This window comes from Streptomyces sp. NBC_00876, assembly GCF_045207435.1.
Classification (GTDB): Bacteria; Actinomycetota; Actinomycetes; order Streptomycetales; family Streptomycetaceae; genus Streptomyces.
In genome coordinates this window covers 6,075,914-6,089,758 of sequence record NZ_CP108800.1, presented here as the reverse complement: position 1 = coordinate 6,089,758, position 13,845 = coordinate 6,075,914, and the positions used below count along the sequence as shown (strand labels likewise).

Below are 13,845 nucleotides of genomic sequence, written 5' to 3'. Positions count from 1 at the left end.
CCGGTCGCTTCGGCTCAGTGATGCGCATGGTCGGCAACCGGGCTTACTTGTTGGTCCACTTCCACATGGCGGGGTGGAAGTTGGCCAGCGAGTCCTGGGAGAAGCCGCCGAGGCCGCTCTTGACCACGGAGACCTGGTAGTCGGGTTCCGGCAGCCAGATGACCGGAAGGTCCTCGGCCAGCGCGGCGCTGTACTTCTGCATGGCGACGGGGGAGGAGTCGGTGGTGGTCTCGCTGATCAGCTTGTCCACGGCGGTGTTGGAGTAGCTGCCGAAGTTGGAGGCGCCGCCGGTGGCGAAGAGGGAGTCACCGCTCGGGTAGGCGGGGAAGTACCAGCTGCCCGCGCTGCCGAAGAAGGAGAGCTGCCACTTGCAGCCGGAATCGCCGGCGGTGCACTGACCGGCCTGCGCGAGAACCGAGTTGACCGGTGCGGTCTTGATGCTGAAGCCGATGCCGGACTTGGCGAAGGACGACTGGAGGGCGCTCATCAGGTTGTCGGTCACGGTCGAGCCGGACTGCGACAGCACCTGCATCCGGAACTTCGTGCCCTTGTCCACGCCGGCGCCGCACTGGTCGTCGCCGCTGCCCGGGTCGGTGCAGACCATGGTGCCGCTCTGCTCGGTCCAGCCGTGGTCGGTGAGCAGCTTCTTCGCCTTGGCGGTGGAGAAGGGGTACGGGTTGTTCTTCTGCTTCTCGGAGACGAAGGCGGAGGTCTGGCCCTGCGGGACGGGGCCGTAGGTGGAGACGGCGGTGCCGTTGAAGATCACCTTGGAGAGGGTCGTCTGGTCCACCGACATCTGGATCGCCTGGCGGGCGTAGAGCTGCTTGAAGACCGGTCCCATGGTGGGGTTGTTGAAGTTGTACGGCATGTACGTGATCGCCCAGCCGGCCCACGGCTTGACGGTGTAGCCCTTGGCGGTGAAGGACGCTTCCTGGCTGAGGTTGGTGGCGTTGATGTAGCCGTAGTCGACCGTGCCGGCCCGCAGTGCGTTCTCCTCGGCGTCCGCGGTGGTGAACGGGAGCAGGTTCACCGTCTTGATGTTGGCCTTGCCGCCGCCGTCGTACTTGGCGTTGGCCGACAGCTGCACCTTGCCGGCGGTCGAGAACGTCTTGATGGTGTAGGGGCCGCTGACCGTCTTCCAGAGCGGGTCGGTGGCGTAACCGGAGATCTTCTTGGCGGCCGTGTTGAGGTACGTCCAGACCTTCTTGGCGCCCTCGGTGGTGAGGTCGAGGTCCGACACCTTGCCCGCGTCGCTCGTCTTGTCCCAGACGTGCTGCGGCATCGGGCGGATCATGCTCAGCTCGTTGGCGAGCATCCACTGCGTGTTGTACGCCTTGTCGAACGTGATCGTGAAGTGCGTGTCGTCCACGATCTTCAGCGAGGTCCAGTTGTCCGGCGCCTTGCCCGGGCTGTAGCTGGCCCAGTCCTCCCGGTTGGCCTTGACCAGGTTGAACCAGAACTGCACGTCGCGCGAGGTGATCTTCTCGCCGTCGCTCCAGTGCCGGTCGCCGAGGGTGATCGCGACGCTCTTGCTGTCCTTCGCGAAGTCGGCGCCGGTGGCCAGCGAGTTGTTCTTGTTCCAGCCGACCTTGCCGGTGGATCCGTCGTACGCGATCAGCGGCTCCCAGAGGGACTGGGATATCGAGGAGTTGTTGGTGTTCAGGTGCTCGGCGGTGCCGACCGGGAGGATCCAGTTCGGCGTGAAGTTCGCCGGCAGCGCGTAGTTGATGCTGTCCTTCGAGCCGGAGCCGGACGAGGTCGTACCGCCGCCGGAACAGCCGGACAGCAGAACGGCCGCCGTGGTGGCGACGCCCGCGGCGAGGGCCCAGCGGCGGCTGTTCGCCGTGCGGGTCAGGATCATGACTCTCCTCGGAGTGAAAGGGCCCGCAGCCGCTCAGGGGGGTCGGCGCTGCGTTCACGACAGCTAACGCCGCTGTTGTCGAAGAAACAAACAAGAATTAATAACAAGTAAGTTACTGCACTTTCGACGAAAGTCCTCTCGCCCCATTCCTCCCGACAACTTGGGGCACTTTGGGGTGATATAAGGGATTTTACGGGTGACGTACTTCCTTCACTACGCTGTTCCCCTGTGCGAAGTGCGGGCGTATCGTCTTCGCCACATACCCCGTTGCGGAAGTAACTTTGTACATGACTGGAATAAGTGCGTGGGACCGCAAGGCCACGAAAGGGACCCCGTCCCTCGCCGTGCGTGTCCTGGAACTCATCGCGTCGGGCGAGGCGACGTCACGTACCGAACTCGCCGAACGCCTCGGGGCCGCCGCCTCCACCGTCTCCCTCACCGTGGGCCACCTGGTGGACCGCGGCCTGGTCGCCGAGGAGGGCACCCAGTCCTCCACCGGTGGGCGTCCCCGCAAAGCGCTGAGGATCGGGAGCCGTGACGAGTTCGCCGTCGCCGCCGACCTCGGCGGCCGGCACGCCAGGATCGGCGTGGTGCTTCCGGGCGGCGGCCTGAGCGACGTCTCGACCGTCCCCTTCCTGATCGCCGACGGACCCGAGGCGGCCCTGCCGCGGCTGGCCGAGGCCCTGGAAGCGCTGGCTCAACAGCGCGGACCCGGCAGCCTGCGCGGGGTCGGGCTCTCGCTGCCCGGACCCGTGGACGTCGTCTCGGGGTCGGTCGTCCGGCCGTCACGGATGCCCGGCTGGAACCGTTTTCCGGTCGCCGCCTGGCTGGAGGAGCGCTTCGGAGTCCCGGCGGCCGTGGACAACGACGCCAACTGCATGGCGGTCGGCGAACACACCGTCCGGCTCGACGGGCACGCCCAGACGATCATGGTGAAGATCGGATCCGCGATCGGAGCGGGCGTGATGGCCGAAGGGCGCCTCTACCGCGGCGCGACCGGCGCCGCCGGGGACATCACCCACATCCGGATCGACGCCGGTGCCGGCATCCCCTGTTCCTGCGGCAACACCGGCTGTCTGGAAACCGTGGCGTCCGGCGCCGCGCTGGTCCGCATCCTGCGCGAACGCGGGGTGGACGTGAGCAGCACCGAGGACGTGGCCCGGCTGGCCGTCGACGGCGATCCGCTGGCCACCCGCGCGGTCCGCAGGGCCGGTGACTACCTGGGCCAGGTGCTGGCCGCCAACGTCAACTTCTTCAACCCGGACGCCGTCTACCTCGGCGGCATCCTCTCCACCCTGGAACAGTTCGTCGCCGCTGTGCGCAGCCGGCTCTACGAGAGCTGCCACCCGCTCGTCACCGAGCACCTCACCATCGAGCGGACCAGGCTCGGCGCCGACGCCGGGCTGGTCGGCGCCGGCCAGTTCGCCCTTCAGCGCGCCCTGACCCACGCCCTGCACGAGGTGGGCGGAGCCGACCGGTTCGGCACTCTCACCCCCCGTCACCTCTGACGCCCGACCCCTACGAGGAGCCATGTCGCAATCCCGCACCGCAGCATCCCGCCCGGTCATCGTCATCGCAGGGCTCGGCATCGAGTCCTCCACCTTCTCCCCCGCCCGGACCCGGGCCGCCGCCTTCCATCCCTCGCGCGGCGCCGAGGTGCTGGACCGTTACCCCTTCCTGGCCCCCGGTGAGGAGCTGCGCGAGGCGGCCGACTGGCACGGCGCCCTGGTCGGCAAGTCGCTGCCGGGCGGCACCGTCACCGCAGCGGCCTGGACCGAGCTGACCGACGAGCTGATCGAACGGCTCGCCGCGCTGCCCCGCCCGGACGGCCTCTGGTACGACATTCACGGCGCGATGACCGTGGAGGGCATCGACGACGCCGAGGTGGTCCTGCTGGAACGCATCCGCGCCACCGTCGGCCCCGACGTCATCGTCTCCACCTCGATGGACCTGCACGGCAACGTCTCGCGCGAACTCGTCCACGGCAGCGACCTGATCACCTGTTACCGGATGGCGCCCCACGAGGACCACATGGAGACCAAGGAGCGGGCCGTCCGCAACCTGGTGGAGCTGCTGGCCTCCGGGGCGCCCCGTCCGGTCAAGGCCTGGGTGCCGGTACCGGTGCTGCTGGCCGGCGAGCAGACCTCCACCCGGATCGAGCCCGCCAGGAGCGTGTACGCGGCGGTGGACGACGTCGAGGCCATGGGCGGCGTGACCGACGCCGCCATCTGGGTCGGCTACGCCTGGGCCGACGAACCCCGCAACCGCGCCGCGGTGGTGGTCACCGGCACCGACCGGGCTGCCGTGTCGGCCGGTGCGGAGCGCCTGGCCCAGGGCTTCTGGAAGGCCCGCGACGGCTTCGAGTTCGTCGCCCCGACCGGCACCTTCGACGGCATCCTGGACGAGGCCCTGGGCTCCGCCCAACGCCCGTACTTCATCAGCGACACCGGGGACAACCCGACCGCGGGCGGTTCCGGTGACATGACCTGGGGGCTGACCCGGCTGCTGGCCCGCCCGGAGTTCAAGGAGGCCGACGGCCCGGCCGTCATCTACGCATCGGTGCCGGGACCGGCCGCCGTCGCGACGGCCGTCGCCGCCGGTGTCGGCGCCACCGTCACGGTCACCGCCGGGGCGGAGGTCGACGACCGGCACGCGGGCCCTGTCACCCTGACCGGCACGGTGCACTCCGTGCGGCACGGCGACCGCGACGCCCGGACCGAGGTCGTGATCCGGGTGGGCAGCGTGTACGCGATCCTCACGGAGCTCCGCAAGCCCTACCACCACGAGCACGACTTCACCGACCTCGGCCTCGACCCGAGGGGCTCCGACATCGTGATCGTGAAGATCGGCTACCTGGAGCCCGAGCTCTTCGACATGTCGGTCGGCTGGAAGATGGCGCTCACCCCCGGCGGTGTGGACCAGGACCTGGTGCGCCTGGGCCACCACCGCATCCGCCGCCCGATGTTCCCGTTCGACCGCGCGATGGCCGACCCGGACCTGTCGGCCCGCGTCATCCCCGCCTCCGACCAGCCGCTGACCGGGGACGACGAGTGAGCGCACGTCCCGCCCTGGAGATCGCGGTCACCTCACCGGCGGGCGCCCGCGTCGCCAGGGAGAACGGCGCCGACCGGGTCGAGCTCTGCACCGCGCTGGAGCTGGGCGGCCTGACTCCGTCGGCCGCGCTGGTCGAGGCGGTCGCGGCGGAGGGGCTGCCGGTGCAGGTGCTGGTCAGGTGCCGGCCCGGCGACTTCGTCCATGACGCGCAGGAGATCGCGCTCATGGCCGCCGAGGTGCGGTCCGTCATCGCCTCCGGCGCCGCCGGGGTGGTTGTCGGAGCGCTCACCGCCGACGGCACCCTGGACACCGTCGCGGTCGCCCGGCTCGCCGAGGCGGCCCGCGCCGCGGGCCGCCCGGTGGACGTCACCCTGCACCGCGCCATCGACCAGTCCGCCGACCCGGTGGCCACCGCCGCGCTCCTGCCCTCCCTCGGTCTGACCCGGGTCCTCACCTCGGGCGGCGCTCCCGCCGCGGCCGACGGGCTGGCTGCGATCGCCGCGATGGTCACCGCCGCCCCGGGCGTGCAGGTGATGGCCGGCGGCGGCGTGCGCCCTGCCGATATCCCGGCGCTGGCCGCGGCCGGCGTCGCCTCCGTCCACCTCTCCGCCAAGACCCGCGCGCCGCGCCGGCCCGGCGGCACCTGGATACCGCTCGGCGCGGGCGGAGCGTCGGCCGAGCAGGACACCCACTTCGTCACCGACCCCGAGGTAGTCGCTCAGGCGCGACGCGCACTGGAGGCGGTGGGCTGACCGCCTCCCCGCGCATGACGGCGCCCCCGCCCTTCCCGGGCGGGGGCGCTGTCATGCGCGGGGCGCGAAAGCTGTCAGCAGCCGCCGCAGTTGTAGTACGTCACGTCCCAGTGGTTGCCCTCGTCCGCGTAGACATTGCCGGATCCTGACTGGTACTGGGGCGCGCCGTCGCCGCGCAGGCCGATATAACTGAACACGCCGTGCACGTAGTTGGTGAGGCAGGTGGTCTTGGCGAAGTCGAGCTTGTAGCCGTTCCAGTGCGAGTACGTTCCGCCGGCGTGGCCGGTCTCGGTGCCGCCGGTGATGTTGAGCGCGCAGCCCGTGGCGCTCTTGAGGGTCTGGGCCCCCTGGGCGGTCGGCAGGTTGAGCTGGTCGAACGAGGTGCAGGTGGCGACATTGCGGTCGGAGCACCCGCCGGAGGACGACCAGGTGACGCCGGACGAGCTGAATCGGGAGGTCGCCTGGCTGTGGGTGAGCTTGGTGACGGCGAAAGCGTCCGTCGTACCGGTGACGACACCGATTCCGGGGGCGAAGAGGACACCGAGGACGAGGGCGAGGGCGGTCAGGACGGGGCGCAGCGTCATACGGGACACCATGGGGGGACTCCTCCTGTGCATGACAATGGGGCAGAGTGATAGTGCCCGAGTTCTACGCGCGTCCGCCAGAGGGCCGCATGTGACGGCCGGGTGAATCCACGGCGCCGCGCGTAACAGCCTGGACCCTTGATGTTGAACTTTGAACAAAATGGGTCTACAGTGAATCTCGTTGAAGGTTAAACAACTACTTCGAGCCCCGCTCGATCACGTCCCCGAGGAGGAGCCATGGCTCTGTTCAACCGCAAGAACAATGACGCCCCCGCCACCACCGCCGCCGTCGACCCGGCCCTGGCCGCCCTCACCGGCGACTACGCGATCGACGCGTCCCACAGCAGCATCGGCTTCACCGTCCGTCACGCGATGGTCACCAATGTGCGCGGCTCCTTCGGTGAGCACGAGGGCAGCCTGAAGCTGGACGGCGGCAACCCGGCCAACTCCGCCGCCTCGATCGACGTCAAGATCGCCAGCGTGAGCACCGGCATCGCCGACCGCGACGGCCACCTGGTCAGCGGCGACTTCTTCGACGCCGAGAAGTTCCCCCTCATGACGTTCCGCTCGACGGCTGCCGAGCAGCTCGGCGGCGACAAGTACCGCGTCACCGGTGACCTCACGATCAAGGACGTCACCCGCCCGCTCGCCATCGACCTGGAGTTCAACGGCTCCGCGACCGACGTGTACGGCAACGAGCGCGTCGGCTTCGAGGGCAGCGCCGACATCCTGCGCTCCGACTGGGGCCTGACCTGGAACGCGGCGCTGGAGACCGGCGGCGTGATGGTCAGCGACAAGGTGAAGCTCAACTTCGACATCTCCGCGATCAAGGCCGCCGCCCCGCAGGCCTGATCCACCGGGACACCCGGAACCGAGCGCGCCCGCCTTCCGCCCTTTCCGGGGCGGACGGCGGGCGCTCGGCGTGGGGAGGCGGTGCGCCTGCCCCGCCATGAGCCGGCGGGTACGGCGGTCAGCCCATGCTCTTGGCGCCGTCGATCGACTCCCGGATGATGTCGGCGTGACCGGCGTGCTGAGCGGTCTCGGTCATGACGTGCAGCAGTACCCGGCGCGCCGACCACTGCAAGTCGGCCTCGAACCACGGAGCCTTGGGCAGCGGGTGGCCGGCGTCCAGGTCGGGCAGCGTGGCCACCAGTTCGTCGGTCCGGCGCGCCACCTCGGCGTAGTCCGCCAGCACGCCCTCCAGCGTCTCGCCGGGCAGCATCCGGAATTCGTCGGCCCGCCGCGCGAAGTCGGCCTCGGTCATGGCGGTGAAGTCCGGCATCGCCGACGGGCCGTCCACGATGAAGCCCGCCCAGCTCCGTTCGACCGAGGTGACGTGCTTGATGAGACCGCCCAGACACAGCTCGCTCGTCGTGGTGCGCAGCCCCGCCTGCTCGTCGGTGAGGTCACGGGTGGTGAAGCGGAGGAAGTGCCGGTGCTTGGCCAGGCTGTCCAGCAGCTCGGCGCGCTCGCCGGTGACGGCCGTGACATCGGCCATGTCGCGGGTGGTCGCCTCGTTGACAGTCATGATCTCCGCCTTCTGTCGTTCGTGTTCGCCGGTCAGGGAAGACGCTAGAGGCCATATAGGTCAGTTCCCGACCTGAACCATGCGCGCCCCCGGACAGGCCCGGCCCTCCCCGAACCGGACCACGATCCGGCGTACGTGGTCCGGCATACGTGGTCCGGCGTACATGGTCCGGCACCGACCAGCCGCCCCATGGCACCAGCCGTCAGCGGCGGCGGACCTTCAGGGCGTTGTCCGTACGAGTGGTGGGCTTCCCGTCCGGGTCGTTCTGCACGCGCTCGTGCTCCGCGCTGAGCAGCACCTCCCATTCCCCCTCGGGGAGTTCGAGGGAGGCCAGCACCTCGTCCGTGGTGGGGAGTTCCATGTCGGCGTGGTCGTGCTCCCAGGCCGGGAAGCCGGCATGGCCGACGATCAGGAGCACACCGCCGGGAGCCACCGCCGCGGTGGCCCGGCGCAGGATCCGCTCGCGCGGAAGGTCGCCCATCGAGTGCAGGAACTGCGCGGAGACCAGGTCGTACTCCCCCTCGGGGAAGGAGACCCCGAGGTCGTGGAACTGCCAGTCGATACGGTCTGCGACCCCCGCCTCGGCCCCGTGCTCGGCGGCCCGGTCCAGGGCCACGCGCGAGATGTCGGTGGCGGTGACCTGCCAGCCCACGCGGGCGAGCCAGACCGCGTCGGCCCCCTCGCCGCACCCGAGGTCCAGGGCGCGCCCCGGCGTCAGCCCCTCCACCTCGCGGACGAGCATCGTGTTGGGATTCCCGGACCAGATCCGGTGGCTCTCGCGGTAGCGCTCGTCCCACAGTTCCGCGTCGGACGCCTTGGCCGCGTCGGAGGCGCTGCTGTCGGTTGTCATCGTGTCTCCTGCAATCCGTGACGGCGGCTTCCGGACGTCCGCTCGCAGACCTCGCGCTCGGCCTCGGCCGAGAAGGGGCTGCGGCGGGCCTCGACCGCACGGCGGGTGTCGTCGGCGACGAGGTCGGCGTTGATGGCGGCGGCGGCCTTCAGCCCCGCCCCGGCGGCACCGATGACCTGTTCCATCAGACTGGTGACGTTACCGGCCGCCCACACACCGGGCACCTCCGTCGCCCCGGCCGGATCGGCCGCGATGTACGTACCGACGGTGTGACCGGCCACCTCCAGCGGGGTGGCGCGCAGGCCGAGCCCGTCGAGCACCCCGGAGCGCGCGGTGAACCTCGGCTGGATCACGACGGCCTCGCGCGGAACGACCCGGCCACCGGCCAGCCGCACCCCGGTCAGGCGGTCGCCGCTCACCTCAAGACCGGCCACCTCCCCGTCCACCACGGCCACGCCCCGCGCCGCCAACTGCTCGTACTCCTCGTCGCTCGGCTCGGGCGCGTTGTGCAGGAAGAGGGTGACGTCGGCGCTCCACTGCCGCCAGAGCAGTGCCTGGTGCACGGCCAGCGGGCTGAGGGCCACAATGCCGATCGCCGCGTCCCGGACCTCCCAGCCGTGGCAGTACGGGCAGTGCAACACGTCCTGCCCCCAGCGCTCGGCAAGGCCGGGGATCGGCGGCAGTTCGTCGACGAGCCCGGTGGTGACGAGGAGGCGCCGCGCGGTGACGGCGGTGCCGTCCCCCCGCACGACGCGGAACCCGGCGCCACCCGGCAGTTTCTCCGCCGCCGTGACCTCACCCTCGACGAACTCGGCCCCGTACTGGGCCGCCTCCTTGCGGCCCACGGCCACCAGCTCCGAGGGCGGGGTGCCCTCGCGCCCGAGGTAGTTGTGCACGTGGGAAGCGGGTGCGTTGCGCGGGCTGCCCGCGTCGATCACCAGCACCGAACGCCTGGCCCGCCCCAGGGCCAGCGCGCCGCTCAGGCCGGCGGCCCCGCCACCGATCACCACCACGTCGTACGTCTGCGTCATGTCGCTCATGCGAAACACCTCCATCTACGGAAGATGGTGCGCGCAGGGTCCGGATTCGGCAAAGATCCTTGCCGAAGCAGCAAACTCAAACCAGACGACCTTGCCGGGACTCCGCTCCCCCACGCCCCACGCATCGGCCAGCACCGAAACCAGCAGCAGCCCGCGCCCGCCTTCGGCGTCGGGACAGGGCTCCGCGCGCCGGACGGCCGGGACCTCGCCGTCACCGCTGTCATGCAGCTCGACACGGAGCCTGCCGCCTCCACCCCGCTCCCAGTAGAGGTGAATACGGAACCCGCGCCCCGGCGGCACCCCATGGACGAGCGCGTTGGTGGCGAGCTCGCTCACGCAGAGCAGTACGTCGCCGACATCCACCCCGCACGCCCAGTCGACCAGCGCCTCGCGCGCGAACCTCCGTACGAGCGGGATCGACCGACGTTCACGCCGGTAGAACGCCTCGCGGAAGGAGGGGAGTTGAGTTGTCTCGTTCATGAGACGAAGGTCACACACCGTCACTACGGTTGATCAGTGCGTCAGGTCGTACAACGCGGCCGTACGACCCCTGACGGGTCATCCGGTGTCCGTTACGGGGAGAGGCAAGCCATGCAGTCGGCCAAGAGGAACAAGCGCGTCACGTCCTGGCACGTGATCGGCGCCCAGCTCGCCACGTTTCGCAAGGCGGCCGGGATGACACAGGCGGAGCTCGCGGAGCGGTGTTGCGTGGGCGAGGACACCATCGCGTCGATCGAGCAGGGGCGGCGGCCGCTTCAGGCAGACTTCGCGCGCCAGTTGGACGTGCTGCTGGACACGAAGGGGGTGCTGGAGGTCGCCGTGGCGAAGGTGCCACAGAAGGAGCGGTTCCCGGCGTTCGTACAGGACTTCGTGGAGTACGAGCAGGAGGCGGTGACCCTGCTTTCGTACCAGAACCAGGTGGTTCCGGGGCTGCTTCAGACCGAGGCGTACGCTCGGTTCGTCTTCTCCTGCCTCTACCCACCGATCGAGGAGGACGAGCAGGAGGAATGGGTTGCCGCACGTCTGGACCGGCAACGACTATTTGCGCGCAGGCCACGCCCCATGCTCCATTTCGTGCTGGAGGAGAGCATTCTGCGCAGCGAGCTCGGAGACCCTGCCGTCATTCGCGAGCAGATCAAGCACCTTCGCGTGTGTGCAGACCTACCCTTCGTCGGCTTCCAGATCATGCCGATGAAACTGCCCAAACACGCAGGCCTGGCAGGCCCGATGGTGCTGCTGGAGACCCCGGATCACGACCATCTCGCGTACATCGAAGGACAGCGAGTCAGCTTCCTCCACGAGGATCCGGATGACGTCAGCGTGCTCCAACAGATGTATGGGATGCTGCGTTCGCAGGCGCTTTCCGTCGAGAGAAGCATGCGCCTACTGGACGACCTGCTTGGAGAAACATGACCCGCGCAGCACACGGCACCGGCCTCAGTTGGTTCAAGTCCAGCTACAGCAGCAGCCAGGGCGGCGACTGCCTCGAAGTGGCCTACGACTGGCGCAAGTCCAGCCACAGCAGCGACCAGGGCGGCGACTGCGTAGAGGTCTCCGCCCACCCCGCCGCCGTGCACATCCGCGACTCCAAGGTCACCGACGGCCCCGTCCTCACCGTCCCCCCGCACGCCTGGTCCGCGTTCCTCGACGCGACGGTCTAGCAGCGCGGCAGCGGGCTCATCGGCGGCGACTCCGTCCGCAGCGTCTGCGTCCACCACTCGCTCAGGAATCCGGACACTGCCCCAGCCTGCTCGCAGGGCCACCCCGACCAGCCTGCCGCGGCCGGCCCACGGGCCGCCCTCGGAATCGACCCTGTGACCTGCAACCCCGGGTTCGTCCCCGGCACCGGCCTCGCCCGGAACGCGGGACCGGCCTGCCGGTTGTCGGGTCGCCCGTCACAGCCCTGCTCGAAGAGCGGCAACGCGCGCGGCGGCGGCGTCGAAAGCCGCACCGTCCAGTTGGCCCGACGCCAGCGCGTCGCTCAGGGCGGTCACCGCCTCGTCGCCCTGGGAGACGCTGCGCGACGAGCAGAGCAGCAGGTCCATGCCCGCGGACGCGGCCGTGACGGCGCGCTGCGACGTACTGCCGAAGGACTGGAGCGCACCGGCCTCCAGGGCGTCGGTGATCGTGACGCCGGTGTAGCCGAGCCGGTTGCGCAGCTCACCGACGACGGTCGGGGAAAGACCGGCGGGGCGCGTGGAGTCCAGGGCCGTGTAGATGGCCCAGGACAGCATGACGAGCTTGGTACCGGCGGCGATCGCGTCCCGGTACGGCACCTCGTCCACGCTGCGAAGGGTGGCCGCGGACGTGGTGATGGTGACGGGGCGGATGTCGGTGTTCTGGCTCGCGGTCGCGGGGCCCAGGCCGGGGAAGTGCTTGGCGGTGGCGGCGACACCGACGCCCTGCTGGGCGGTGATGAAGGTCGAACCGCAACTGGCCACGGCTGCGGCGGACTTGCTGTACGAGCGTTCGTACTGGTCGGTGAAGTCGCCGTTCTGGCGGTAGACGTCGAGGACCGGCGCGAGGTTGACGTTCATGCCGACGCCGGCGAGGTTCATGCCCGCGCCGCTGCCGGTGAAGTCGGCCCACTGGTGCGGGTCGGCGGAGGCGCCGACGTCCTTGGCGGACATGACGGGCTCGCCGGGCAGGCGGCGGACCATGCCGCCTTCCTGGTCGGTCATCAGGAGCAGCGGGGCGTTCACGGGGGACGAGGCGTGGGCCGCGTTCATCGACCGGATGACGCTCTCGATCTGGCTCAGGTTCTCGATGTTCTCCCCGAAGAAGATCACACCGGCCGTGCGGCCTTCCTTGATGGCGTTCATCAGGGAGGCGGGGGGCGTGAGGCCTGGGTAGGAGTGAATGACGCACTGCCCGGCGCGCTGCTCAGGGGACAGCGCGGCGACCTCGGAGCGTGAGCTCTCCGGCATCCGTACGGCCGCTTGCGAACTTGCCGCCAGCCCCAGCCCGCCGGCCAGAGCCGCGGTTCCGGCGATCAGGGCGCCGCGCCGGCTGAGAGGTGGTGTCGAGCTCATGGCTGTTACTCCTTCACGAAGTGTCGTGGAGCCGGGCAGAACCCTCGGGAGGGCACGCGGGGGCCGGGGCGACCGGCGAGACGGCCGCTCCGGCCCCCGTAACCCTCACGCAGAGGCCACGCCCGGGACGGGGCGACGGGTTCCGGTGTCCGTCGTCACGGGGTGTTGTTGGCCAGAGCCAGCAGGCGGGAGCGGTCACCGCTGAAGCGGTCGCGGTCGACATTGCCGGAGACGCCGCTCACCGAGCCGGTGGAGCTGTACTGCCAGACCGTGTAGTACGGGAAGCCTGCCGGGATGCTGGGGGTGCCGGTGGTCCAGTTCGCGACCCACAGCGGGCTGAGGGCGGACATGCCGCTCCAGCCGCCGGTGCAGGTGTTCCACCAGCTCGGGCTGGTGTAGATCACGACGTCACGGCCCGTGCGGGCCTTGTACGTGTTGTAGAAGTCGAGGACCCACTGCCGCATGCCGGCCTGGGAGTAGCCGTAGCAGGTGCCCTCGATGTCCAGCACGCCGGGGAGCGTGAGGTTGTCGCGGGACCATGCGCCGCCGTTGCTCGCGAAGAAGTCCGCCTGGGCCGCGCCACCGGAGACGTCCGGCCGCGCGTAGTGGTAGGCGCCCCGGATCACACCGGCGTTGTAGGCGTTCAGGTAGTTGGCGCTGAACGTCGGGTCCTTGTACGACAGGCCCTCGGTCGCCTTCATCCAGGCGAACTCGATGCCCGCGCCGCGGACCGAACTCCAGTTGATGCCCCCCTGCCAGCTGGAGACGTCGATGCCCTCGGGGTTCGCCTTGAGGTTGGCGTCCGCCCGTGCGCCGAGGTGCAGTTGGCGGGGGTCCGGCTTGAAGTCCTTGCTGTCCTGGACGTAGCCGACGCCCATGTACCCCTTGCCGTACGGAACGGGGTTGTCCGGCACGGGCGCCGACGACGCGGTGCCGGACATCAGGCCCAGCAGCAGCGCGGCGCTCGTGCCGACGACAGCGGCCACGGTGATTCTCTTCTGGGCGGATCTGAGGGAGATATTCCGGGGGAACATGGCGGCCTCCTGCTTGTGGGGGGGATGCGTTCCACGACGGTCTACGCGCGTCCGGTTGTCGGGAACACGTCATAGTGAGCCACAGCGACGCCCCTGCGGTAAATAGTTTT

14 protein-coding genes are annotated in these 13,845 nt (G+C 69.8%); 6 read left to right on the top strand and 8 right to left on the bottom strand.

Going from position 1 to position 13,845, the window contains the following annotated elements; translation table 11 throughout:
- Window positions 1–43: 43 nt before the first annotated feature.
- Window positions 44–1,861, bottom strand: a complete 1,818-nt coding sequence (locus tag OG782_RS26945; protein ID WP_406455190.1) for a peptide ABC transporter substrate-binding protein — start codon at window positions 1,859–1,861, stop codon at window positions 44–46.
- Window positions 1,862–2,148: 287 nt separating this feature from the next.
- Here OG782_RS26945 and OG782_RS26940 point away from each other — a divergent pair, with 287 nt between their 5' ends.
- The 3 genes from OG782_RS26940 to OG782_RS26930 are packed head-to-tail and all read left to right on the top strand — an operon-like array spanning window position 2,149 to window position 5,667.
- Window positions 2,149–3,369: an ROK family protein gene (locus OG782_RS26940; protein WP_406455188.1), complete on the top strand. Its 1,221-nt coding sequence runs from the start codon at window positions 2,149–2,151 to the stop codon at window positions 3,367–3,369.
- Window positions 3,370–3,391: 22 nt separating this feature from the next.
- Window positions 3,392–4,915 carry a M81 family metallopeptidase gene (locus tag OG782_RS26935; RefSeq protein ID WP_406455186.1) on the top strand — a complete coding sequence of 508 codons (1,524 nt, stop codon included), beginning with the start codon at window positions 3,392–3,394 and terminating at the stop codon, window positions 4,913–4,915.
- Window positions 4,912–5,667, top strand: a complete 756-nt coding sequence (locus OG782_RS26930; RefSeq protein WP_406455184.1) for a copper homeostasis protein CutC — start codon at window positions 4,912–4,914, stop codon at window positions 5,665–5,667. Before OG782_RS26935 ends, OG782_RS26930 begins: the two co-directional genes overlap by 4 nt.
- A gap of 74 nt (window positions 5,668–5,741) precedes the next feature.
- Here OG782_RS26930 and OG782_RS26925 read toward each other — a convergent pair whose 3' ends face one another.
- Window positions 5,742–6,263, bottom strand: a complete 522-nt coding sequence (locus tag OG782_RS26925; RefSeq protein WP_406455182.1) for a hypothetical protein — start codon at window positions 6,261–6,263, stop codon at window positions 5,742–5,744.
- Between the two features lie 225 nt (window positions 6,264–6,488).
- On the opposite strand from OG782_RS26925, the gene OG782_RS26920 reads away from it, so the two are divergent.
- A complete protein-coding gene (locus OG782_RS26920) occupies window positions 6,489–7,103 on the top strand; it encodes a YceI family protein (protein WP_406455180.1) in 615 nt (204 codons plus the stop codon).
- 118 nt (window positions 7,104–7,221) lie between these two features.
- On the opposite strand, the gene OG782_RS26915 is transcribed toward OG782_RS26920, so the two are convergent.
- From OG782_RS26915 to OG782_RS26900, 4 genes are all read right to left on the bottom strand, one after another.
- Entirely contained in the window at window positions 7,222–7,779 is a 558-nt protein-coding gene (locus tag OG782_RS26915; RefSeq protein ID WP_406455178.1) for a DinB family protein, read from the bottom strand.
- A 202-nt stretch (window positions 7,780–7,981) separates the two neighbouring features.
- Window positions 7,982–8,629, bottom strand: coding sequence for an SAM-dependent methyltransferase (locus OG782_RS26910; RefSeq protein ID WP_406455176.1), 648 nt, complete (start codon window positions 8,627–8,629; stop codon window positions 7,982–7,984).
- Window positions 8,626–9,669 carry an NAD(P)/FAD-dependent oxidoreductase gene (locus OG782_RS26905; protein WP_406455174.1) on the bottom strand — a complete coding sequence of 348 codons (1,044 nt, stop codon included), beginning with the start codon at window positions 9,667–9,669 and terminating at the stop codon, window positions 8,626–8,628. Before OG782_RS26905 ends, OG782_RS26910 begins: the two co-directional genes overlap by 4 nt.
- Before the next feature lie 15 nt (window positions 9,670–9,684).
- Window positions 9,685–10,149, bottom strand: a complete 465-nt coding sequence (locus tag OG782_RS26900) for an ATP-binding protein (RefSeq protein ID WP_406455172.1) — start codon at window positions 10,147–10,149, stop codon at window positions 9,685–9,687.
- Window positions 10,150–10,260: 111 nt separating this feature from the next.
- On the opposite strand from OG782_RS26900, the gene OG782_RS26895 reads away from it, so the two are divergent.
- Both OG782_RS26895 and OG782_RS26890 read left to right on the top strand, forming a co-directional pair.
- Window positions 10,261–11,082, top strand: coding sequence for a Scr1 family TA system antitoxin-like transcriptional regulator (locus OG782_RS26895; RefSeq protein WP_406455170.1), 822 nt, complete (start codon window positions 10,261–10,263; stop codon window positions 11,080–11,082).
- Window positions 11,079–11,330 (top strand): DUF397 domain-containing protein, encoded by a 252-nt coding sequence (locus OG782_RS26890; protein WP_406455168.1) that lies wholly within the window; start codon window positions 11,079–11,081, stop codon window positions 11,328–11,330. The genes OG782_RS26895 and OG782_RS26890 overlap by 4 nt, the downstream gene beginning before the upstream one ends.
- A 234-nt stretch (window positions 11,331–11,564) precedes the next feature.
- On the opposite strand, the gene OG782_RS26885 is transcribed toward OG782_RS26890, so the two are convergent.
- Both OG782_RS26885 and OG782_RS26880 read right to left on the bottom strand, forming a co-directional pair.
- On the bottom strand, window positions 11,565–12,701 hold the full coding sequence (locus OG782_RS26885) for a glycoside hydrolase family 3 N-terminal domain-containing protein (RefSeq protein WP_406455166.1): 1,137 nt from the start codon (window positions 12,699–12,701) through the stop codon (window positions 11,565–11,567).
- Between the two features lie 155 nt (window positions 12,702–12,856).
- A complete protein-coding gene (locus tag OG782_RS26880) occupies window positions 12,857–13,735 on the bottom strand; it encodes a GH25 family lysozyme (protein ID WP_406455164.1) in 879 nt (292 codons plus the stop codon).
- Window positions 13,736–13,845 lie beyond the last annotated feature (110 nt).